Annotated in this window: 18 protein-coding genes; 6 read left to right on the top strand and 12 right to left on the bottom strand. The window is 54.6% G+C overall.

Annotation, left to right across the window (positions count from 1 at the left end):
- Positions 1 to 189: 189 nt before the first annotated feature.
- The 7 genes from ACWKX3_RS22610 to ACWKX3_RS22640 form a co-directional block, all read right to left on the bottom strand.
- Positions 190 to 4071, bottom strand: coding sequence for an inverse autotransporter beta domain-containing protein (locus ACWKX3_RS22610; protein ID WP_454542513.1), 3882 nt, complete (start codon positions 4069 to 4071; stop codon positions 190 to 192).
- Positions 4072 to 4259: 188 nt separating this feature from the next.
- Positions 4260 to 5177, bottom strand: a complete 918-nt coding sequence (locus ACWKX3_RS22615) for a bifunctional helix-turn-helix transcriptional regulator/GNAT family N-acetyltransferase (RefSeq protein ID WP_088209442.1) — start codon at positions 5175 to 5177, stop codon at positions 4260 to 4262.
- Between the two features lie 162 nt (positions 5178 to 5339).
- On the bottom strand, positions 5340 to 6659 hold the full coding sequence (locus ACWKX3_RS22620; RefSeq protein ID WP_368748096.1) for an amidase family protein: 1320 nt from the start codon (positions 6657 to 6659) through the stop codon (positions 5340 to 5342).
- A 62-nt stretch (positions 6660 to 6721) separates the two neighbouring features.
- On the bottom strand, positions 6722 to 8017 hold the full coding sequence (hisD, locus tag ACWKX3_RS22625) for a histidinol dehydrogenase (RefSeq protein WP_006178070.1): 1296 nt from the start codon (positions 8015 to 8017) through the stop codon (positions 6722 to 6724).
- A complete protein-coding gene (locus tag ACWKX3_RS22630) occupies positions 8018 to 9160 on the bottom strand; it encodes a nuclear transport factor 2 family protein (RefSeq protein ID WP_006178071.1) in 1143 nt (380 codons plus the stop codon). It abuts the gene before it with no gap.
- A gap of 161 nt (positions 9161 to 9321) precedes the next feature.
- On the bottom strand, positions 9322 to 10293 hold the full coding sequence (locus ACWKX3_RS22635) for a nuclear transport factor 2 family protein (RefSeq protein ID WP_058608452.1): 972 nt from the start codon (positions 10291 to 10293) through the stop codon (positions 9322 to 9324).
- On the bottom strand, positions 10290 to 11360 hold the full coding sequence (locus ACWKX3_RS22640; protein ID WP_006178073.1) for a LacI family DNA-binding transcriptional regulator: 1071 nt from the start codon (positions 11358 to 11360) through the stop codon (positions 10290 to 10292). The genes ACWKX3_RS22635 and ACWKX3_RS22640 overlap by 4 nt, the downstream gene beginning before the upstream one ends.
- 343 nt (positions 11361 to 11703) lie before the next feature.
- On the opposite strand from ACWKX3_RS22640, the gene ACWKX3_RS22645 reads away from it, so the two are divergent.
- The 6 genes from ACWKX3_RS22645 (at position 11704) to ACWKX3_RS22670 (ending at position 17821) form a co-directional block, all read left to right on the top strand.
- Positions 11704 to 12942 carry an MFS transporter gene (locus tag ACWKX3_RS22645; RefSeq protein WP_006178076.1) on the top strand — a complete coding sequence of 413 codons (1239 nt, stop codon included), beginning with the start codon at positions 11704 to 11706 and terminating at the stop codon, positions 12940 to 12942.
- Between the two features lie 75 nt (positions 12943 to 13017).
- Positions 13018 to 14340 (top strand): histidinol dehydrogenase, encoded by a 1323-nt coding sequence (gene hisD, locus ACWKX3_RS22650; RefSeq protein ID WP_454542514.1) that lies wholly within the window; start codon positions 13018 to 13020, stop codon positions 14338 to 14340.
- Positions 14341 to 14343: 3 nt separating this feature from the next.
- A complete protein-coding gene (locus ACWKX3_RS22655) occupies positions 14344 to 15108 on the top strand; it encodes an SDR family NAD(P)-dependent oxidoreductase (RefSeq protein ID WP_220710510.1) in 765 nt (254 codons plus the stop codon).
- Between the two features lie 8 nt (positions 15109 to 15116).
- Positions 15117 to 15860 carry an alpha/beta fold hydrolase gene (locus ACWKX3_RS22660; protein WP_220710511.1) on the top strand — a complete coding sequence of 248 codons (744 nt, stop codon included), beginning with the start codon at positions 15117 to 15119 and terminating at the stop codon, positions 15858 to 15860.
- A complete protein-coding gene (locus ACWKX3_RS22665) occupies positions 15842 to 16633 on the top strand; it encodes an HpcH/HpaI aldolase family protein (RefSeq protein WP_006178080.1) in 792 nt (263 codons plus the stop codon). Before ACWKX3_RS22660 ends, ACWKX3_RS22665 begins: the two co-directional genes overlap by 19 nt.
- Positions 16634 to 16645: 12 nt before the next feature.
- Positions 16646 to 17821 carry a cupin domain-containing protein gene (locus ACWKX3_RS22670; RefSeq protein ID WP_088209449.1) on the top strand — a complete coding sequence of 392 codons (1176 nt, stop codon included), beginning with the start codon at positions 16646 to 16648 and terminating at the stop codon, positions 17819 to 17821.
- A 60-nt stretch (positions 17822 to 17881) separates the two neighbouring features.
- Here ACWKX3_RS22670 and ACWKX3_RS22675 read toward each other — a convergent pair whose 3' ends face one another.
- The 5 genes from ACWKX3_RS22675 to ACWKX3_RS22695 all read right to left on the bottom strand — a co-directional run.
- A complete protein-coding gene (locus ACWKX3_RS22675; protein WP_176399454.1) occupies positions 17882 to 18361 on the bottom strand; it encodes a hypothetical protein in 480 nt (159 codons plus the stop codon).
- A gap of 128 nt (positions 18362 to 18489) precedes the next feature.
- Positions 18490 to 19821, bottom strand: a complete 1332-nt coding sequence (locus ACWKX3_RS22680; RefSeq protein WP_454542515.1) for a VasL domain-containing protein — start codon at positions 19819 to 19821, stop codon at positions 18490 to 18492.
- 23 nt (positions 19822 to 19844) lie between these two features.
- Positions 19845 to 20297, bottom strand: a complete 453-nt coding sequence (gene tssE / locus ACWKX3_RS22685) for a type VI secretion system baseplate subunit TssE (RefSeq protein WP_368748092.1) — start codon at positions 20295 to 20297, stop codon at positions 19845 to 19847.
- 1100 nt (positions 20298 to 21397) lie between these two features.
- Positions 21398 to 22267 (bottom strand): DUF6402 family protein, encoded by an 870-nt coding sequence (locus tag ACWKX3_RS22690; protein WP_454542516.1) that lies wholly within the window; start codon positions 22265 to 22267, stop codon positions 21398 to 21400.
- The coding region (locus ACWKX3_RS22695) for a DUF2345 domain-containing protein (protein WP_454542517.1) at positions 22267 to 22957 on the bottom strand (691 nt) is incomplete at its 5' end. The genes ACWKX3_RS22695 and ACWKX3_RS22690, both read right to left, overlap by 1 nt.

Below are 22957 nucleotides of genomic sequence, written 5' to 3' on the forward strand. Positions count from 1 at the left end.
GTCATGTACTGTGAGTAGCACTACACATCAAGTTGAGAGGGAAAATGTTTTCCCCAGTCACCACATTCAGGATAAAAAACACAGGGGATTTTCCCCTGTGCTTTTATCTTTAACTCAGCGCTGTGTCTTTTTCCCCCATAATCGCGACGTACCTGTACCCGCGCTGGTGAGAATGTCACTGCCTGACGGTTAATTTACAGCCGAACAGTTAATGCTCTGGCTGTAACTTAGCCAGTCAATCACGCACTGGTTATTACCCTTTTCTAGATAGTTAAACTTCACGCTGAATTTATTGGTCGCCAGTATAGATTCAACAGTGGGAACCCAGGTGCCATATTCTCCCGCTACTGCATACTGGGTTCCATTCTTCCAGGGCTGACTGAACCAATTATCGGTCACGGTAATAGGCCCCCTCGATGGCTGACCACGCACGCCAATTGAGGATCGATTGCTGGTGCCGTAGCGGCCATAGTCAAACCAGTTTTGCGTGACTTCCATAAACGCGCCGGCCCCTTCAGACTGATATTTATGCATGTCAAACTGATGATAAGCGCCGCGCCCGCCACCATTTAATACCAAATTGTGATGCGCCGCATATCCTTCTCCAGCCTTGCCGCTTCCGGCAATCGAATGTCTGTTGCTGTTAAAAAGATTGCATGCAACTTCCGCCGTGGCATTACCGTTTTGAACAACAACGCCATAACCGAGTTCAGATTTGATATTGTCATGGATATAGCTGTGATGTACTCGCACATTTGTTGATTTTTTCACACTCACGGCTGCCCATGGCCATCCCCAGAGCTCCATATTATCCACCTCAACATTATGGCTGCCTTCCACCGTCTGGATACCAATAGTGGTATTTTTAGTCAGCGTACCTTTATAGGGTCCCTCATAGCGAATGCCAGACATTCGCGTATTGCTGTCCATAACGATAATCGGGAACTGATTATTTTGTTCGCTCAAATAGGGAATGCTGAGGCGAGCTCCCTCGCTACCGTCAGAACCGCGGTCGCTGAAAATAGTCGTTCCGCTTTTAATAAAGAGTGCATTTTTCGTGACCGGTAATTCAATTTCAACATCGCCCGGGATATAGATATAGGGCGTTCCGGCATCAACCAACGCCTTCAGCGTCGTATAATCGGTCGCTTCCTGATAATTCACACTCTCTTTATCAATCTGGTTCGCATAACCCTCGCCCCCACCCACAACAGAGCACTGGCCGCTCGCATCCAGAAGTCGTGTTGTAACAACGATGTTCAAATCCAGCGGTGAGGATACCCGGCCTCTCTTATCGACGGCCCGTATCGTTACTGGGTATCGGTTTTCCCCACCCACGACAAAGCCCGGCAGGGTCAACTTAAAGCTTCCCTCTTTCTCCATGATAGTGCCCCCGGCGGCTTTGAAGGCGGAAGCGTCAATCTTGTAATTCGCCACACCGTACAGACTCTGAACCTCCGGCGTCACCTCGGTTGTACTGCCCTCAAAGCCCGTGACGGCAGTATCCGCAGTGATGACGAACGGAGCCTGACTGACGGCGATATCTATCTTCGTCGGTTCACTGATATTGCCGTGCGCGTCCTTTCCGGTAACCGTGATGCTGTAGTGGTTGCTTCCCGTTGCCTGCCATGCGGGCATGACAAAATGATAGTCAGGCAGTGTGCCGGTAATTTTACCGCCTGCGGCAAGGAAATCCTCCGCGCTGAACTGGACGTCACTTACGGTAGTTCCTTCTGACACCACGTTCAGGGTGGCATCCACCGTCTCCTGCTCGGTTCCTGTCAGCGTGCCGGGCGCCGAAACGGCAATGTTGACAGGCTGCACCTCTAGCGTCAGGGTGACCGGTGTCGATGAACGGCCAGACTTATCCCATGCGACAGCGCGCACAGAATAGCGGTTGGTCCCCTCTTTTTTCCATAAAGGCAGGGTGAACCGCCAGGCATTCGTGCCGTCCTGCGTGATTTTCCCGCCAGCGCTGAAAAATGCCTCACCCTGCCACTCGATGCGATCGATGCCGGACTGGGCGCTGGCCTGCGGCGTAACGACAAGTTCCTCACCTGATTTACCCGTCATATTTTCATCAAGAACAAGGTTAACGGTCGCTGAAGCCACTGAAACAGTGGCGGTTACCGGCGCGGAACGGTGATTCTGATCGTCACCTGCGGTAAGGGTAATGGCATACTGGTTGGAGCCCACGTCCGACCACGCAGGCAGTTCCAGCCAGACTTTTTCTTTTTCCACGCTGACTTTACCCCCACGGGCAATAAACTCGGGCGCCTCCCAGTCGAGCCGGATCACGGGAGTTCCTGCATCAATCGTCAGCGGCAGCGCAATACGCTCCCCCTCATTACCCGCTACCTCTGGCGGAACGGTGAGCACAATAGAGCGAGGCTCAACCACGATTCGGGCTGAAGCGGTGTTAGAAATGTTCCCCTCGCTGTCACTCACCGTCACTTCAATGGGATAACTGTTTTCACCACCAGCCTTATAAGGAGGCAGAACGGCGCTATAGTTCAGGCTCAGGCTGTCTGCTTTTGCAGCACGCGTCTGGATAAATTTGCCCCCGGCAGCAAGAAATTCAGGCGCCTTCCAGTCAACTTTGCCAATGGCGCCGGTAGTGCGAACATTGAGGCCGATCGCCAGCGTTTGTCCCTCTTCGCCCTTCAGATCGCCCGCAAGCGAGATTTTGACATCCATCGGCAGAACATCCACCTCGACGCGGAACGGCGCTGAAAGATTGCCTTTTTCATCAATGGCGCGTCCTTCCAGCTGGTAATGATTACTTCCGGTTGTTTGCCATTCGGGCAGAGCCATAACGTAGGCGCCGTTTACATAGGTAATATCACCACCGGCGGCGAAGAACGCCTCGCCCTGCCAGCCAATCCCGGTCACGGCATAGCGCGAAGAAATGTCCAGGTTTAGCGCGAGCTGGCTGCTTTCAACGCCCGAAACCTTGTGATGCGGAGCCACGTTAAACAGGCGATCCTTTTTATATTCCAGAACAATAACGTTGTTTCTGTCCACCAGGTCATAGCGGGAGCCCGCCAGCGTGCGGTTAAAACGAACGCGGTCCGGGTCAAGCTGCGTTTTGAGCGGCAAGCCAAACTGCCAGGAGAAGTTCAGCCCTACGGAAAATTCGTCTCCCCCGCCACGCGTGTTAACCGTTTTTTGCAGTGAAATGCCCGCCAGGGGTACAGGTGTGTAATTCAGACCGAGGGTCAGTACCTGAGGATCTTTCTGAAGATCATCCGGACCAAAAATGCCGACCCGATCGCCATAATATCGCGCCCAGGTGATTTTTCCGCCCAACTGCGGCAAACGAGGAAGCCAGGCCTCTGTCCGAATATCAAAGCCATTAGCGACGCGTTCGTGATAGTCCGTGAGATCGCGCGAGCGTTTCCAGTCGCTGAGCCGGTAATAGCCATTCGCAGAAACACGAAAGAAATCGCGCGCATACTCAAGACCAGTGCCAAGGCGCTTATGCTGGCGACTGACGTCGTAATCGTAAAACATATTGGCGCCGAACATGGCGGTGTCAGAAGGCCAGAATCGATAACCCATACCGAGATTCGCCATGGTCCTGTCGTCAATCCGTCTTATTCCCGTCTGGGAAAAAAACAGATGGCTGCGGTTTTCATAAAGGGGCAGTAAAAAATCAAATTCACTGCCTTCAAGATGTGCGCTGCTTAAATTCAGCTTTACTCTTGCTGTACCAAAAGAAGAAAGACTTTGCTGTACGGCTGAGCTGAAGAGTCCGGAGGCCATGCTTCCCCCTACGGCGCTGATGCGTTGGGCGGAAGCGTCCTGCCCTAACACCTGTGCGAGTTTTGCGCCTGCACCCGCTCTTGTCCGTGCGAGAGTTTCTTCACGGCTATTTTGCCCTTCATGTAACGCGCGATATATACTTTCTCTGGCATTCATGGTTTGTTCATTTATATTGACTTCACTTCCGGTAGCCAGTCCGGGCTGCATAAAAAGTACAATATAAAGTCCATGTTTACGTTTAAGAGAAGGTAGACAGCTGACCACCATATTGATAATTGCTCCATAATTTAAATAGTCGCTCTCCATAAATGAGATGAAAATTCATCTTCACTGGCGACGGTATTGCCATGTAAAACGCAGTTAATCTGACTGTAGTTATATGTTGTTCATACCCTTAAGGCGTCACTACACGTACTGGTACCAAATTAAGGAAACTGGTACCAGATGGTATTCATCTTTGGTTTATACAAAACAGAAATACAAGAAGACGATTGCTACATTTTTTTCAACATGTATATGTCACAGCTGTCATGGCCGGTATTGCCAAGTCGTGCAATATGCTTGAATCCAAAAGCTTCGTAGAGATGCACGGCATGCTTCAGCTCTTTAAGTGTTTCAAGATAACAGGCGTGGTATCCCATGACTGAAGCCTGAGAAAGAATAAAAGCGATCATTCGTCTGCCCAGCCCCATCCCTTGTACTTCGCTTTTGAAAAATAACTTCTGCATTTCGCAAATGCCAGTTTCTCCGTCCAGTGACGAGAGTCCCGCTCCCCCAACAATCATTCCATTTGCTTCAGCAACCCAATATCCGGAACCGGGATGCTTATAGGCTTCACTTAAGGAATCGAGTTCTGGATCATGGAGACTTACGCCTTCAAGATGATCGATTTTATTCTCACGAAAGCTATTACGGATAATTTCTGCGATTGCGGCGTTATCTTGTGGCTCCAGACGCCTGATAACGATATTTGATTCACGCTGGCGACGTGCATTACGCAAACTACCTGAAAAGTGCAGTAAGGATTTACGTAAAACCTGAATTTCTTCCTCAGATGATGATGCGAGAGCGTCCACAACAAATCTGTCGGCGTTTTCTTCAAGCTTAGACAGGAGTTGCTTTCCGGAGTCGCTTAATCTGTACAGAGAGGCTCTGCCATCCTGGGCGTCATTTTCTTTAAGCAGGTATCCCTCATCACTAAGATTCTTTAGTGTGCGGCTCATACTTGCTTTCTCAACGCAAAGCTTCGAGGCGAGTTCGGTACACCCCTCAGGACGATTGCTGAGTTCAATCAATATATGACTCTGGAGAGGGGATAACTCGGTTCCACTTGCTTTACGGCTGAGCATACCCAGTTCTCTGACCATTTCACGCAATGTTGCGCGGAAAGAACGAATTTCTGACTGTTCCATAGTCCGGGACCTTCAATGATGTGAAGGCGTATGATACATAACATAGTTAACGGTGTTAACTATGTTGTCCGTTTTTCCAAAATTCTCGATCTGTGATGATCAGAATTATCCGAAGACCTCCTGAGAGCCTGCACTGCACAAGCCCTACGAAATGTGTGCACCCTAACCCTTCCACCACTTCCCACCCAACACCTCCTCACAACCCCGCGCCAGCGCCAACAACCCCGTCTCCTCCGCCTGCACCGATAAAATCTCCATGCCTACTGGCAGCCCACTGCGGCTCACGCCACAGGGCAAGGTTATTGCAGGCAGACCGCTTATCGCGGACAACTCAGGCGCGCAGCCGGGCGGCATTTTCGCCATGCTGTCCGGCAACCGCTGTACCGTGGGATACACAAATCCATCCAGCCGCAGCTCCTCCGCTACATGGCACAGGTTCTGGCGCAGCTGGCGCTGAAAACGCCGCCCCGCCAGCCAGAGCGGGGTTTTGAGCGTGTTATACGTCAGCATCTGCCTGAGAAAGGGGGCGAACTCAGGCAAAAATGCGCCGGAGTCGATAATGTGCTTCAGCCCGGCAGGTGCATCAGGCTGTTTTGTCAGCCAGTGATCGATCGCCACGCGAAATTCAGACAGGCTCAGGCAGGTCGCCTGTCTGACTTCATCCATAAAAGGTAATGCTATCTCAACCAGCGTCGCCCCTGCCCGACTCAACGCATGCAGCGCCAGGTTCCAGACCGCCAGCTGCACGTCATCGCTTCCCTGCAACGAGGTTATCATGCCGAAGCGCACACCTTTCAGCGAACGTGGCGGCAGCGGAATCGGCGGCAGACCGTGGATGATGGCGTGCAACATGGCCGCATCTTCCACGCTGTGAACCATGGGCCCAACGGTATCTTTACTGGGAGAGAGCGGCGCCACACCGTCCAGCTGCGCGCGGCGATAGGCTGGGCGCAGCCCTACCAGCCCGGTATAGCTACAGGGAATACGAATAGAGCCGCCGGTGTCAGTTCCCAGCGCACCATCGGCCATGCCAGCGGCCACCGCGGCGGCGCATCCTCCGCTGGAACCGCCGGCGGTCACCGACGGGAGAAGCGGGTTTGCCACATCACCGCCCAGCGAGCTTCGGGACCGCACGTCAAATGCAAACTCGGACATATTGGCCCTCGCGAGAACAATGGCGCCGGCCCGATGCAAACGCTGTATCACCCGCGCGTCTGAGGACGCCCTGAGCGAGGCCAGCGCCCGGCAGCCAAGGGTAATGGGCAGCGGCGCGCAGGCAATATTATCCTTGATAATCAACGGCACCCCGTGCAAAGGCCCGATACGCTCTCCGCGTTGACGCTGCTGCTGGCACCGCTCCGCCAGTAGCATGGCGTCGGGGTTAACGCCGAGGATGGCGTTTAGCGCAGGTTGCTGTTTTATTGCCTCAAGCCGTCGGGCGATTTCATCCGGGCAATCCTCCGGTGGTATCAGGCGCATCATGGTCATGCGTGAGAATTCCTGTGCTAAAAGCCGGGCGCATGTCGCCCGGCGCCGTCTTTGATTTAGTCCCGCATGCCTGAGGTGATTGCATCGATGTCCTGCGCACGCAATCGGATCTCCGCCGCCCGCCGGTGCCCCTGCATCCCTTCAGTACGGCTCTGGCGGATCGCCGGTTCCGCAATTGCCGGGATGCCCTGCTCATCAATCCACTGATGGGTGCAGATTTTGACATACGCCCCCACCCACAAGCCGCCGGTATAGCGCGCCGCCGCCATGGTTGGCAACGTGTGGTTGGTCCCGCAGCATTTATCGGAGAACACCACGCTGGCGTTCTGCCCAATAAACAGCGAGCCGTAGTTGCGGATCTTCGCCGCGGTGGCGTGCGGATCGCGAGTATGCACCTGCAGATGTTCCGTCGCCATATGGTCAGCAAAAGCGATGAGTTGCGCTTCGTCTTCGCAAAGTACAATCTCCCCCTGTCGACGCCACGCCTCGCCTGCCGTTGCCGCCGTGGGCAGGCTGGCCAACTGGCGCTCAACCTCAGCCAGCGTACGCTCGGCAATCTCCCGGCTGGTCGTCGCCAGCCCGACGCGGGTATGTACGTCATGCTCTGCCTGGGCCAGCATATCAGCGGCCAGAATACGCGGGTCGGCGCTGTCGTCCGCTATGGTGAAAATCTCGCTCGGCCCAGCGAGGGCATCAATGCCGACTTTGCCAAACACCTGACGTTTCGCCTCGTTAACAAAGGCGTTGCCTGGCCCCACGATTTTATCCACCGACGGTATGCTGTCCGTCCCCCAGGCCATGGCCGCAATCGCCTGCGCGCCGCCAACTTTGAATATGCGATGCGCGCCCGCCAGATGGCACACCGCGATCATCGCCGGATGCGCGCCCGGCGGCAGACAGGCAATGATCTGTTCGCAGCCCGCCACCGTCGCCGGAACAATCGACATCACCGGCGCGGAGAGGATCGGATAGCGTCCTCCGGGGACGTAGCAGCCCACCGTCTGCACCGGGATGATCCGGTGCCCCAGGTGCACGCCCGGCAGGGTCTCGACCTCCAGCGGCTGCATGGTCGCCAGCTGCGCCTGGGCAAAACGGCGCACCTGACTGATGGCAAATTCACTGTCGCGACGCGTCTGGGCGTCCATACCGGCAAGTGCCTCGGCAATCTCCTGCTCGCTCACTTCGAACTGGGCGGGCACAACCTTATCGAACTGCTGTGAATAGGCCCTTAGCGCCGCGTCACCTTCATCTTTTACCCGCGCAATAATGCCGCTGACCGTCTCCGTCAGCGAACGATCGGCCTGTGCATCCTGCCCCTGCGGATGCTTGATCCAGATTACGTCATTCAACATTTACGCATCCTCCATCTGGCCAAGTTTGATTTGCGCCAGCAGCGCCAGGTGATCGTAAACCACCCACTCATCAACAATTTTCCCGTTGAGGATGTGGTAGTGCGACATCCCCATCACGAACAGTCGTTCTCCGGTCGGTTTACCCAGCTCGCCGTAACCCAGGTGATGCCCTTCGATAATCCAGCGAACCGCCACCTTCACGCCGCCCTCGTCGCAAGGGTTGGAGCAGATATGCTGCGGCAGCCACGCGCCGTCAGGGATCATACCCACCAGCGCCAGCGTCTGGTGGGTCACTGCCGCCGTTCCGTACAGCTCTTTCATCAACGGGCCGTGCCACTGCACGTTCGGGGCATACACCTCTTTGATTTTGCCGAACATCCGGCGGTTGTAGATCTCATGCAGCCAACGCAGGCACTGCTCTTCCGTATCGCTGTGCGCAAGAGAAACATCGCACGCGATCTCCGGCGGATATTGCCCCAGCATGCGGCCGTTTTCGCCGATATCCATCACGCGGAAGCCTTTATCAAACTGCTCTTTGGCCATATTAAAGGCGACTTCATCGGTGTTAAGGCCAAGCTGTTTCATTAACGACATGTTGTCGCTGACCACCCACTCGCGATAAATTTTGTTCTCGTGGATCATGCAATCCGCCACGGTCCGGGTAACAAATGTGCGGTTGGTCGGTTTGCCTAAATGGCTGTACTGGGTATGGCGCCCGCTTCCCGTGACCAGATGCGAGGTATAAAAACCGTCGACATCATTTCCGTTCCAGATAACCTGGGTTGCCATGCCGCGGCGTTCCGGGAAAGCAACCAGGCGCTGCAATGTATCCTGCACCACCTGTTCGCGGTTATATAACGTCCCCAGCGCGTTATAAAGCACGCAGTTATGGGTATAGTGGGAATAAATTAAGCCCACGTCGCGCTCATCCCATATTTTATGGGTGCAGCGAACAATATAATCGACGATATCGGTATAGCAGTCGTCAAAGCCTCTTAATGACTGCGCACGCGGGCGATTCTCCGGCACCAGATCGACAAAATCACGGCGCTCGACCTGTAATACGGACTCTTCTTTAAGCGCTTTCACGCTGCTTTTTTCGGGTACGGCTGGTGCTTTATTTGTTGCTTCAGTGGAAGACATATAAACTCCTGCTCTATTTTCAGAAAATATACCCGTAATACTTCGCGTTGCAGATGCGTTGGCTACGCGAATTATTTAGGGTATAAGAACCCGCACCCGTAAGTGAGGGTGAATTAAAAATGATGAGTATTGGCAGCGGAAATAAGGAGGCTGCCGCCCCGTTAATTAAATATTTGCGACCAAATCGCTAATTCATCAATACCTAAATATTCACGGAAAATTAACCCATCGCGTAATTCAAGCTGGGTAATACCGGTGACTGAAACAGGTTTACGCGTCGGCGCGCCAAACTTGCCGTATCCGTCATGCCAGGTCAGCAGCGACCAGCGCAATGAAATGCGAACCGGCTCGTTGGGATCTTTACGCACAACCAGGTGGTGCAGTTGCGTTTCGCTGTCGGCAAACGAGGCGCGGTAGCCGGAAAGCTGTGCGCCGATCTCCTGTTCTCCGGTACAGGTGCAATGGCCGGGCGCATAGAGCGTTGCCGCCGGGTGGTATAATCCGGGTACCACGCCGCTGTTGCCGCCCGCCCACATCGTCAGGTAGCGCTCCACCACGCCTGCGAGTACACCTTCCACATCATCGCCTTCTGGGCCTCCCGCCCAGCGCGCATCCAGCGTCTCGGCGGAAACAGACTCCAGCCCAAGCTGCTGACGCATGGTCGCCAGGTTAAAAGCAAACTCGCGGATATCCAGCCCCAGTTGCGACACGATGGCGGCGCGATCCTGCAGCAGCCACTCCTGACGCACGGCTCCGTCGACGCAAATGCGATCGGCCCACGTACGTACCCAGACATTTTTGCCAGTTGGCGGACCAAAAAAGCCCTCCCCCTGATGCTGGATCCGCGCGACGGTGCGCTGAGCGGCATAGTACTCGTCACCCGGATTCTGGCTACAGAGGATGTCCTCGGTCAGCACGGTGCGCTGCGGGAAACTGTGCATCGCCTCGAGGGTAAGGCGCATAAACTGTGACAGCTCATGCAGCTGTTTTTCCGGGGTGGTAAATACCACTGGCGTGGCGTAAAAATCCGCCAGCTGGCCTATGTCTTTCTGCTCCCATACCACGTGTGTCAGCGTCAAAATAAACTGCTGGATGGAGTCGAACTGTGGGCTGAAGCCCCGCAATCTGGTCATTTGAGCTCCTTAGTCTGGAATAGCGATAAGCCATCTTTTTCGATAACGCCACTGCGCGGGCGGCGGGCTGAGTGGCGAATAACCAGCGTACCGGGCACCGTAATCTGCTCAGGCTCTATGGTTTCGCTTTCAATTTGCTTCATTAATAACTCGACCGTGGCGTCCACCATTTCGCCCACCGGCTGTGATGCAGAGGTTAATGCATAGGAGGGCCAGCCTGAGGGGCCGATGTCGTCGTACCCGACAACGGACACCTCCTCGGGAATGCGCAAGCCAAACGCATAGCGCGCCACATCCATCACCGTCACGGCCATATGATCGTTGGCGACAAAGACCGCATCCGGCACAGGCGGTGCCGAAAACAGAGCATAGGCTGCCTGCGTGGTGTGCTGAACGTCGTAATTGCCATTCACCACCTGCACATCGGTGATGCCGTGCTCGTGCAAGGTGGAGATAAACCCGCGCTGACGGGCGATATTGACCGGGGAGTCAGGCACGCCGCCAACGTAGGCGAAACGCTTGTGCTCCCCCGCCAGCAGAAACTCGGCTATCTGCCGTGACGCCGCCTCGTTATTGCTGTTGACGCTGGAGGCCATCCCACTCTCTTCGCTGCGGTTAAACAACACCACCGGGATCCCGGCGGCGAGGCACTCCTCGGATAACTCCAGCGATAGCGTGACCGATGCCAGCACGATACCGTCCACGCGGTACTGCATAATCTGGTCGAAAATGCGGTCGACGTTGCCTTCCCGGTCGCCGACAAACAGCAGCAGGTGATAGTTCAGCGTATCCAGCTTTTGTGCCAGCGCCTCCAGCACCTGCGAGTAAAAGGGGTTATCGAAGTAAGAGATCACCACCCCAATAATGCGCGAGCGGGCCGTGTTGAGCGACCGGGCTATCGCGTTTGGACGATAACCAAGCTCACGCGCCGCTTTCAGCACTTTTTCACGTGTTGCCGGTGAAATGCTGGCCCCGGGCGTGAACGTTCGCGACACAGCGGATTGCGATACCCCCGCCAGTTGCGCGACCTGTTGAGATGTGACTGCTGCAAAAGTCTTACGTTTCATTACCCCGTTTTCCTTATCAACGACTTACCCACGTTCATTCTGTTCACGGACCGCGAAAAAGCCCCTTTTTTCACCTGTTCCGGACGCTTCAGCAGATGGGTGTTTTTTATACTTACACCACCTTTGCATGCGTATGCAACACAAAAAAATAAAATTCTCACAACAAGATCGAGATCACTTTACAAACATGAAACCTTTTCGTAACTTCAAGGCTTGAATACGTATGCAAAGAGTTTTCATACCGTCAAAGGTACCGGAGAGAACAGGAGTCGCCCAAAGGATTGAACCGGTAAACGTCGTACTTGGCTGGTTGTAACCCATTACTTTTAAGAGGTTCAAAACCATGTTTCGAGCACTGTTACGCCGTCGGGAAGCCCGGCTCTTTTTCATCATCAGCGTCCTGTTCTTTATCTGTATTCACAGCATCGATGCCTTCCTGGCACCAATGATGATCAACCAGGGCTTCGAGCCACAGATAATGGGCATCATTATGGGGGCGTCCGGGCTGGCTACGCTGCTTATCCGTTTCCCGTTGGGGATCATCTCCGACGTGGTAAAGAGCCGCAGGATTTTTATTCAAATCGGTTTACTGCTGCCCATTATCGCCTGGCCGATCGCCTGGTTCGAGCCTAACGCCGTCACGTTATATATGGCTAAAGCGGCTGACGGCGTCACGGCGGCCACGTGGGTGCTGTATAACATCTTGTTCATTCGCTATTTCGACCGTAACGAAGCCCCGGCGGCCGTGGCGCTGCTGGCGCTGGCCGGGCCGATCGGCGTGTTCCTCGGCAACTGTATTGGCGCCGTGCTGATCCACTACTTCGCCAACAACATCGCCTTTTTCGTCTCCTGCATCTCGGCCCTGGTGGCGCTGATCCTGACGACCCGCATTCAGGACGTTCATGATCCGGTGCAGGCTCCCACGCTGAAAGCCTGCATCACCGGGGCGCGACAGCAGCTGGCCGACCGTTCCGTCTGGTTGATTGGCATCCTGGCGACCATCGTGATTCTGGTTCCCTTTGCCACTCGCGACACCCTGACGCCGGTCTACGCCGAACAACTGGGCGCCCGGGCGGGGATCCTCGCCCTGCTCGGTAATATCCATCTTCTTTTTTACGGGCTGGCCATTGCCCTGTGCAGCTCGGTGTTTTATCAGCGCCTTGGGCTGGTAAAAACCGCCGTGCTCGGCATTGTGTTACAGGTGATCTCGACGCTTGGCATTCCTTTTACCAGCAATTTATATGTCATTTATTTGCTCCAGGCGCTGGCAGGTTTTTCCTTCGGCATGGCGTTTGCGGCATTTATGTCGCTCAGCGTGGTGAATACCACCGCCGATGAACAATCCACCCGCATGGGATTATTCCAGACGATCTATTCCTGCGGCATGTTTGTCGGGCCGGTGATGATGGGCGTGATGATGCAACATATTAATATCTCGTCCGGTTACCTGTTAATTGCCGCGCTCTCGGTCGTCGCTGCGATTGCCACGCCGCTGTCCGCACGCTGGGTTTATGCCCGTAAGGCGCAACACGCGTCCCGCTTATTAAAAAACGGGGCTTACGCCGCCGCGCCGGATCAATAACACATTCTGCAGTAATTCATTTATCCCGGTTCGCCGGGAGGGCAACTGACATCTTAAAAAGGTAAGGAGAAGCGTGTGTCCTGGAAATTAAAAAGCGGTAAAAGTACCGAAGAGCGCCAGCAGGCGAATCAGCAGGTCAGAGAAACAGTTGAATATATCCTGGCGGATATTGAGAAGCGGGGAAATAAAGCCATTCGTGAATTATCGATTAAATTCGATCGCTATGACCGTCAGGATTATCGCCTGACGCCAGCGGAGATCGACCGCTGTATAAACCAGTTAAGCCGCCAGGATATTCAGGATATTGAATTTGCCCAACAGCAGGTGGCGAATTTTGCCCGCGCGCAGAAAGAGTGCCTGCGGGATCTCGAAATTGAAACGCGCCCCGGCGTGATCCTCGGCCATAAAAATATTCCGATCAATGCCGTGGGGTGTTATGTCCCCGGCGGGAAATATCCACTGCTGGCCTCTGCCCATATGTCCATCATTACCGCCAGCGTGGCGGGCTGCTCGCGGATCATCAGCTGTGCCCCGCCGTTTAACGGCGAACCCGCCCCGGCGATTGTCGCGGCACAAAAGATGGCGGGCGCAACGGAAATCTATGCCCTGGGCGGCATTCAGGCGATTGGCGCAATGGCATTGGGCACCGACTCGCTGGCACCGGTAGATATGCTGGTCGGCCCCGGCAACGCCTTTGTTGCGGAGGCCAAGCGCCAGCTCTTTGGCCGGGTGGGTATCGATCTGTTTGCCGGGCCGACGGAAACGCTGGTCATCGCCGATGACACCGTAGATGCAGAAATATGCGCCACGGACCTGCTCGGGCAGGCCGAACATGGCGTCACCACCCCTGCCATTCTGCTGACCAACTCCCTGACGCTTGCTAAAGAGACGCAGCAGGAAGTGGAGCGGCTGCTGGAAAAACTTCCCACTGCCGATATCGCCCGCCAGTCGTGGCAGGATTATGGCGAAATCATCGTCTGTGACAGCTACGAAGAGATGCTGGCCGAGGCCGATCGCATCGCCTCCGAGCATGTTCAGGTGATGACCGACCGGGACGACTGGTTCCTCGCCAGGCTGACCAACTACGGCGCACTGTTCCTCGGCCCGCGCACCAACGTCGCCTACGGCGATAAGGTGATCGGCACCAACCACACGCTGCCAACGCAAAAAGCCGCGCGCTATACCGGCGGGCTGTGGGTCGGCAAGTTCATGAAAACCTGCACCTTCCAGAAGGTCCTCAGCGACGAAGCCACGGCCGAAATCGGCAGCTATTGCTCCCGCCTGTCGCTGCTTGAAGGATTTGCCGGGCACGCCGAGCAGGCCAATATTCGCGTGCGTCGCTATGGCCAGACGGAGGTGCCCTACGCGATGCCGGCCCCGGTCAGGGAAAAGGTGTAATCCATGACGCTTGTACAAACGCCCTCTTTCGCTCTGCACGGCAAACGCGCGCTGGTGACAGGTGGCTCGCGAGGGATTGGCTTCGCCGCTGCCGTCGCCCTCGCGCAGGCGGGCGCAGAGGTGTGGATTGCCGCCCGCAACCGCGAGGCGCTGGACCAGGCGGCCGGTCTCGCCGCCGGGCATCGGCTCACTCTTCAGACGGTAACGCTGGATATCACCGACGCCCGGGAGGTGGACCGCGTGCTGGCGACCCTGCCGGAGATCGACATTCTGGTGAACAGCGCCGGGCTGGCCCGCCACCAGCCGTTTCTTGAGGTCAACGAAGACGACTTCGATGCGGTGATGTCGCTTAACCTCCGCGCCACTTTTTTCGTCAGCCAGCGCGTGGCGCGGCGTATGCGGGCGGGTGGTCGCGCCGGATCAATCATCCATATCTCATCGCAAATGGGGCACGTGGGCGGCCCCGAGCGGAGCGTTTACTGCGCCTCTAAGTTTGCGCTTGAAGGGTTAACCCGCACGATGGCGCTGGAGCTGGGCGAGGCCGGGATCCGGGTCAATACGCTGTGCCCGACCTTCATTGAAACCGACCTGTCGCGATCGGCGCTGGAAGATCCGGCGTTTCGCCGCTACGTGCTGGAGAACATCAAGCTGCGCCGGTTAGGCCGACTGGAAGACATTATGGGGCCGGTGGTGTTCCTCGCCTCCGAGGCCGCCGCGATGATCACCGGCAGCGCCCTGATGGTTGACGGCGGCTGGACGGCAACGTGAGGCACGCAATGGAAAACGCTCTGCTGGATAACACCGACCTGCCGCTGGTGCTGCTTGGCGGCACGCTGTGCAACGCCCGGCTCTGGCAGCCTGTGATTGAGCAGTTAAACGTGACGGCGGTGCTGTGCGTCACGTTGACGGGGGCGGAATCGGCGCGGCAGGCGTCGCAGCGTCTGCTCAGCGCGCTGCCGCCGCGCTTTTTGCTGGCCGGGTTTTCGCTGGGGGCAATCGTCGCGCTGCAAATGGCCGCTGATGCGCCGGAAAGGCTTAGCGGGCTGGCGCTGATATCTGCCAACCCGCTTGCCGATCCGCCGGAAAACGCCACACCACGGCGGGACGCGGTGCGCACCGCCCGGGCGCAGGGAATAGTTGACTGGCTGGTCCCGGCGCTGTGGCAACGTTACGTCGCCCCGTCGCGCCTCAACGACCGGGCTTTACAGGACATTATCTGTCAGATGGCAAGCGAGTGCGGTGTAACGACCTTTGCTCAGCAAACGGAAATCGCCATTCATCGGCAGGACAACCGGGCGGCGCTGGGCAATCTCCCCTGCCCGATAGTGATCCTTAACGGCGCGCAGGATCCGATCTGCACGCCCCATCATCATCACTTACTGGCGGCAAGCGCCGCGAACGCAACCTGGCATACGGTGGCATCTGGCGGGCATTTTATTCCGCTTGAGACCCCGGATGAGGTCGCGTCGCCGCTGCGCCAGTGGATTACGGAGTGCATATCGTGCGCAAGAACACACTAAAAACCGCCTTTCAGGACAATACCCCCATCATCAACGGCTGGCTGGCGATCCCCTCCGGCTACAGTGCGGAAATTGTCGGGCAGCAGGGCTTTGATGCCGTAACCGTCGATCTCCAGCACGGCATGATTGATTTTGCCAGCGCGCTGACGATGCTGCAGGCGCTGTCGGCCACGCCAGCGGTGCCGCTGGTGCGGGTGGCGGATAACGATCCGGCGCAAATCATGCGCGTACTGGATGCCGGGGCTTACGGGGTGATTTGTCCGATGATCTCCAGCGCCGAGGAGGCCCGCCGCTTCGTCGCCGCCTGCCGTTATCCGCCGCTGGGCGTACGTTCCTTTGGTCCGGCGCGGGGCCTGCTTTACGGCGGCAGCGATTATCCGCAGCACGCCAACGATGAAATCCTGACGCTGGCGATGATCGAAACCCGCGAAGGGCTGGCAAATCTTGACGCCATTCTCGACACCGACGGGCTGGATGGCGTGTTTATAGGCCCTAACGATCTCTCGCTGACGCTGACGGGCAACGCCAGCGCCGAATCCCAACACCCGGAGATGCTTGCTGCCGTTGAGCGGGTGATCGACCGCTGTCGCCAGCAGCAAAAAATCGCCGGGATTTTCTGCACCTCCGGCGCGGCTGCCGCAGCGCGTATTGCCCAGGGGTTTCATTTCGTTACCCCGGCAAACGACGTCATGCAACTGGGTCGCGCCTCGCGCGAAGCCATCGCCCTTGCGCGCGGTAACGCCATCCCTGCCACCGGCACATCCGGCTATTAAAAGGAGAAAAAAATGAACGCTATCCATCTTACCCAGAGCCAGGCGAGAAGCCGACTCATCACCCCCGATGATATGGTCTCCTGCAACCTTGCTTTTATTGACTGCAAGCTGCCCGGCTCGCACCTGAAGCAAAACTATTCGTTTATTGGCCCGGGCGTCACTCAGTCCTCCGAGCAGGTGGTGAATATTCCCGAGCCGCACGGTTTTAACATAGGCGCGGCGGCCATGCCGAAAGGGGTAACCAACAACCTGCATCTGCATTTTACGGCGGAAGTGTTCCTGATCCATGAAGGGACATGGCGTTTTCGCTGGGGCGCGCAGGGTGAACATGAAGCGGAATTCAGCGCCCCTGCGATCCTCTCCATCCCCACCTGGATTTTCCGGGGGTTTACGAACGTCAGTAAAGAGGACACCAGCGGCATGGTGTTCACCGTGCTGGGCGGCGACAACACGGGCGGGATCATCTGGCATCCGTCGGTGCTCGCGGCCGCCAGTGAGTACGGTATGTATTTAAGCAAAGAGAATATGTTGATTACGCAGGAACCCGGCGAGCCGCAGCCTGACCCCGCCACGCTGCTGACGCCGCTGTCGGAGGCGTATATTGCCGGGCTACGTGATTACAGCGTTGAGGAGATGCGCAAGCGCGCGGTGACAGGCGATGACCGTTGCTGGTCGGCACGGGGACTGCTGGACTCGGTGTTGCCGGGACACGGCGGCGAAATCGCGCCCGTTATCGGCTTTGGCATTTCCCAGGACCGGGATTCCTGCCCTGCGATTGTCAGCCCGCACGGTTTTTCCGTCGAGTGGCTGCGGCTCGCGGACAATTGCGTCACGGGCCGACATGTGTGTCCTGACGTGCAGGTCATCATGGTCTTTAAAGGAAAGCTTGAGGTCACCTGGAATGAGGCGGGCAAGGAAGTGAGTATTATCGCACCGGAACGGTCGGTCATCTCCATTCCGGCAAACAGCTGGCGGCGCTACCGCGCGATAGAGGGGAATATGGAATGCATTTTGACAACCCAGGGCGATCAACGTAAACGCCTGTACTGGGATGAGGAGATCCTGCAGCAGGCGAAAAATCATAACCGCTGTCTCGATCCGGATGGTTATGTCGCCGATGCCGATATACTGCCCGCCACGGCCCGCCGGGCTGGGGCAAAACGTGAAAAATGGCAGGCAGATGCCTGAAGGTATGCCTGAAACGAAAACTGGCGCAGCAGGTTGCCTGCGCCAGCTTTCCGGCCCCGGTCAGGCCAGCTTGTCGAGCGCCTGGAAAAAGCGATCTTCCGTCATGACGACATTCGCTTTTGCATCCTGATGCTCACGCCGGATAAACCAGCCGGTTTCCGGTGCCATGCTCAGGTGATACGCCTGGCGACTTTCAGGCGTCTCTATGCGCATTGTCACGCAGCCCCGCTCCGCTCCGCGGCAGAGTTGTTCCGGTACAATGCTGGCGCTACGGTCTGCGTTCTGGATCCGGATAGTGGTTACCGGATACCGGCATATACCGCAGTTCAGACTGTAACCAATCGTACTGAGGTCGTGAATATGTTTTGTCGATACGACAACCTCGATGCTTGACCCCGCAAACCACTCGCTGATTTGCTCCGCCAGCTCGTCCATCCGCCCACAAAACAGCCGGATCTCAGCCTCCGCAGACGATTTGCCGGGTGGGGTGATGTCATTATTTTGCTGCACTTTTTTAAAAAAACGTTCTTTGGCTGACACGCTGTCGCCCCTGTTCATTTTCACATGCTGTTAAGCCTGGTCCAGCGCACCGTGCGCTGAGCGGCCATCTTCAATTTTATCGTTGTAATGCTGTAATCGGGAGTCTGAAACTCATCATTGCACGAGGGTTATTGTACCGGTTGTTGTTTGAGCACCGCATAGCGGGTAATAAGCTGTTGCAGATGCTGCTCGGTCTGGCTCTGCTGTGCCGCTGGCCAGGGCCGATCGTGCGGCAGGACTGAAAGCTGGCGCAGTTGTTCTTCTGCCGGTATGGCGCGGGTAAACGACTGCGTCATCGCAAACACTGCCGACTTGAGTTCGCTGACCGTCATGTACTTGCCGCGCTTTTCATCCAGCGCGTTGAGCCGGTTCGCCAGCTGCTGGAGCTGGGTCATCCCCTCATGCCAGCCGTTCAGCTCCGGTGCAGGAAGCGCGGCGGCAGCAACCTGCTGCTGCCACTGCTGTGCCAGCGGTTTCGCTTGTTCGGGCCACAGAGTAAGGGCCTGACGCACCAGACTATCGCCATAGCTGACGGCCCAGTCCGGTTTCAGCCGTAACAGCCGCGCCAACTGCTGCTGCGTTTTGTCGATACCCGACGCGGGGGATGGCGACATGTGTCGCAGGGACTGTAGCTGTTCGGCAGGAAGTGCTGCGGGTAACGGGGCCAGCGTGACGGCGAGCTGCGTCTGTGCCGGGTCAGGCTGATGAAGTGCCTGCCAACCCCACGCGGCCGCACCTGCCACCACCAGCATGGTCAGCATACCGGCCGCAAACGGCTTCCAGGGTTTAACCGGGGGTGTACTTTCGGTCACCACCTGCACATTCGGCAGCGGATCGGGCTGTACCACGTATACCCATTTCACCTGCTCTTCCGGGTCGGCAAGGCGTTTTTCAGGCGTGAGCGCCGCGTCATGGGTCACACTCACGCCGGTATTGTCGCTGTTTTCCAGCCGCGCCGCCGTGTTGTGCATCAGGATGCGCAGGGCATCAAGCTGGCTGGTGTGTTTCAATTCCAGACGCTGCAACACCTTACCCAGGGTATTCAGATGTTCCTCCGCCTGGTAGAGCTGGCTCAAATCCGCATACGTTAGCGTCCGGGTGCGCATCGCCTGCTGTAGCCGCCTGCTCAGCGCGCTGAGGATCTCCATTCGCGCGTGGACCGGCTGCGGCCAGATTTCTCCCCACTGCCGGGCAACCAGCGTAGCCAGGATCGCCAGACCTTCATTCATGCCATACAAACCGGCCAGTTGAGTACGGGCAAGCGTATACCAGGCGGTGGTCTGCAGCTCAATCCCGTTGTGCTCAAACAGCGAGAGGCAGAGCGTTTCCGCAAGCTGCCAGTTAACATCCGGGCGTGCCGGATGCGTCAGCTTGTTCATCTCATCGCGAAGGGCGGCGTAATCCGCAAGCGTGCGCGGATCGCCGCCGGTATTAAGGTGGCGCTCAGAATGTATTGTCATCACGGTTTCCGGCAGTGTAAGTACTAAATTGCAGAATGGGCGTCAAGATACTGCTGTTGTTTCAGATGCCTGAGCATTACTTTCCCCTCCGGCATAAACTCGGTGCCATACCTTACAAGTCCGATACCTCTCAGTTCCGCATCAATAGCGTAGCGCAGTTCACCCGGCACTTGTTGTTCGAGTAAAGTGACACTGAGTGACTGCAAACGGGGTTCATACTTGAGCAGGACACCGGCCAGCGTATCGATCAGCTCGTGGGCTGTCCCGGGCATGCCTTGCAGAATTTTGGTCATATCGGGCAAACCATAATCTGGTAGATGGGATACAGTACCGGCCCGGGCGTTTAAAATACGCTGGATGTTATCCAGTACAGATAAAATGACCTGGTCTTCTTCGTTAACAACTTCAAGGGAAAGATCTCCTGTAAAGTTGCCAGTAAGAATTTCATATAAAGAGGGTGATTTTCTATCGGGCATTTTGACCTCAGGAAATTTGCCGAAATGATTGATTACTATTTTAAATTAATATTGAAAAGTTCATGCATCCCCCCTAATTATCTCAATGTTTACGGATTTTTTGTCACTTAGTGAGTTCGTATGAATCATAGCCTTCTGGTCCTGGGTAAAGTAAAGAATGGCTATCACCGCACTGGAATTCTATACCGTCATATGCTCCCATGTTGGAAGTGCTATAATACGGAGAGGGTTTGAAAACCATCTCACCGGATGCATTGTAAATAATGAAAAAAAATAATCCACATCCTTTAAGTACTTATAAAGCGACATAGAGGATATTATCCCTCCATGGTAAACAATTACTTTATATTTATTGTCAGGACTATTAATCTCAAATACTTTTGAATATAAAGAAGGAATAATTGTTGATGGTAGGATAATCCATGTAACCATTAATACCACGATAATAACGCACTAGAAACTCGCTTCATCATAAAACAATCACCTTATCTTTTGGTAAGGGCTCCAGCCATAAAACATCTGAAAGCACTATAAAATCACCTCCAGTGTTATCTTTGTTTTACTACTCTCTGAAATCAGCGTTAAATAACGTGACAAACTCGGAAAATTTCCGCGTCAGAAACCAGACTGGTAGGATGTTATGAATGTCTATAACTCAGCTTAATTTATGGTTCGATCTTCTCACATTATTCAACTCAAACGTGTATCTTATAGACATTCAGATTTATTTGTGCTTAGCTCAATTGAATCAATGCCATCATTTGTCGGGAAAAATAGAGTGTTATTGTCATGTCTGGAAAAATGAAATCCTCCATATGCAACGGACTGGTCCATCCCAAAAAACAAAGAAGGCTTGAATGCAACATTCCCACATTTATCATAGACGATAAAAAAATAGTTTTCTCCACGAATATATTTGTATAATGAAAAAACATTGTAAACCTCAGCCCGGTATACAACAACTTTAAACGTATTATTTGGATTTGAATTTTCGAATATCTTATTGTGATTACCAAAAAAAACTGATGTAGGAAATATTAAGAAACCAATGACTATTAAGCTAATAAACATTCTCAAGTATGTTCTGTGCTTCAATGTAATCATAAAAAAATCACCTTATCTGGTCCCTCAACCTCAGTCCAAAGAACATCTGATAGAATAATATAATCCCCACCTGTATCATGTTTCTTCTGCCAAACTCTGAAATCTTTATTAAACACAGGAACATAACCTGAGAAAGTTCGCACAAGATCTCCAAAAAAGCCTGATAAATATGATGACATATAAATAGCGGACTCTTTTTTATCTAATATTTTATCTTTGCTCCAAATTCCTAATGGCTCAGATGTATTGCCCTCATCAACAAAATCATAACTATCCTTAAGGTAGAAACCTAACGCGTCTGTGATAAATACATATTTCCCATTAATTTTAGTCGTGCTGCCGCGCACGCAAATTTTTAAGACGCTATTCCCCATAGCGCCATACCAAGCATTTATTGGATCAGTTTTATTCCCAATTCTTTTAAAATTTATCTGGGCTGTTGCGTCTAAATAACAAACATCTTCAGAATACCCCAAGGTAATTTGAGTGTTAGTAAAGTCACCAACATTTTGGAGACGTTCTATGAGCTGTTTTTTCCCTTTCGGGCTACACCATGTCTTTTTAAGGGTCTCAATCCCATTTCTGACTTGATCGAATTGTATAGCCCATGCCATTTTAACTATGTCTACATTTATCTTAGATGGGGGTAGATCGCGAGGATCCCCATTTACAGCTTGATCTTTGCTATTTAAATCAAATGCGTAGGCTGGCTTAATACTAAACCAATGTCTCATTAACTTTGCTGCTGTGGTCCATTGGATCTTGTCCATGGCATCCGGAATCATATCAATATGGAAAAAGTCAACACTGACTTTCTTTTCCTGCTGCTCCTGCTCTTTTGATGTGGTCGTTGATGAAACTGTCATTACCTTGTCCCCGCCCTGATCTGGAAAACATAGTCCAAATTTACATTTTCTTCGATATCTGAATTTATTGCATGCGTCAGAGCTGAATCAGTTCTTCCAACCACTTTACCGGTAGATGTCTGTAATTGATATGCAAACTCCATATCTTCAGAGCCTGTTAAGGAATCCAGGACCCTGAAACACGCGGTATTTGGACCACATGATAAATTTGGTAATGGAGCGGGCATTTCAGCCGTTCTTTGATCCAGGGTACTACTTCCCGCCGCCATAGTCCGCTTCACCCTGCGCAGATACATCGCCGTCGTGCCGTACTCGATTTTTCCGGCCTCCAGGCGCAGGTAGCTCCCGCCGCCAATCAGCGTGATGCGTTTTTTACCGGCAAAGGAGATGTCACTCGCCGAGCTCATCGACAGCTTTTTCTCTGCGAACAGCCGCAGGCTGGCGTTCTGCGCCTGCACCTCCACCGGGCCTTCGCTGGCCTTCAGGCTCAACTGGCCGGTGCGCGCGAACAGGCCGAGCTTTTCTCCCGCCAGGGCGGTCATGCTGCCCATGACGCCGGTGCTGATATCCCCTCCGGCGTTAAGGGCGGCGTTTTTGCTGGCGGCCATTTGCAGGTGCTCGCCGCTGGTCAGCGCCATCCCTTCCGGAGCCGACATCAGCAGCGCTTCATTGAGCGGTTTCAGCCGCTGT

Source organism: Enterobacter sp. UPMP2052, assembly GCF_053709675.1.

Excerpts from the sequence above, each read along its gene's own strand:
- ACWKX3_RS22635 (WP_058608452.1), bottom strand. The coding sequence starts at position 10,293 with ATGACCAGATTGCGGGGCTTCAGCCCACAGTTCGACTCCATCCAGCAG.
- ACWKX3_RS22680 (WP_454542515.1), bottom strand. The coding sequence starts at position 19,821 with ATGACAATACATTCTGAGCGCCACCTTAATACCGGCGGCGATCCGCGC.
- ACWKX3_RS22690 (WP_454542516.1), bottom strand. The coding sequence starts at position 22,267 with ATGACAGTTTCATCAACGACCACATCAAAAGAGCAGGAGCAGCAGGAA.
- hisD (WP_006178070.1), bottom strand. The coding sequence starts at position 8,017 with ATGTTGAATGACGTAATCTGGATCAAGCATCCGCAGGGGCAGGATGCA.
- ACWKX3_RS22620 (WP_368748096.1), bottom strand. The coding sequence starts at position 6,659 with ATGATGCGCCTGATACCACCGGAGGATTGCCCGGATGAAATCGCCCGA.
- ACWKX3_RS22670 (WP_088209449.1), top strand. The coding sequence starts at position 16,646 with ATGAACGCTATCCATCTTACCCAGAGCCAGGCGAGAAGCCGACTCATC.
- ACWKX3_RS22640 (WP_006178073.1), bottom strand. The coding sequence starts at position 11,360 with ATGAAACGTAAGACTTTTGCAGCAGTCACATCTCAACAGGTCGCGCAA.
- ACWKX3_RS22615 (WP_088209442.1), bottom strand. The coding sequence starts at position 5,177 with ATGGAACAGTCAGAAATTCGTTCTTTCCGCGCAACATTGCGTGAAATG.
- ACWKX3_RS22645 (WP_006178076.1), top strand. The coding sequence starts at position 11,704 with ATGTTTCGAGCACTGTTACGCCGTCGGGAAGCCCGGCTCTTTTTCATC.
- ACWKX3_RS22655 (WP_220710510.1), top strand. The coding sequence starts at position 14,344 with ATGACGCTTGTACAAACGCCCTCTTTCGCTCTGCACGGCAAACGCGCG.
- ACWKX3_RS22630 (WP_006178071.1), bottom strand. The coding sequence starts at position 9,160 with ATGTCTTCCACTGAAGCAACAAATAAAGCACCAGCCGTACCCGAAAAA.
- ACWKX3_RS22660 (WP_220710511.1), top strand. The coding sequence starts at position 15,117 with ATGGAAAACGCTCTGCTGGATAACACCGACCTGCCGCTGGTGCTGCTT.
- tssE (WP_368748092.1), bottom strand. The coding sequence starts at position 20,297 with ATGCCCGATAGAAAATCACCCTCTTTATATGAAATTCTTACTGGCAAC.
- ACWKX3_RS22610 (WP_454542513.1), bottom strand. The coding sequence starts at position 4,071 with ATGGAGAGCGACTATTTAAATTATGGAGCAATTATCAATATGGTGGTC.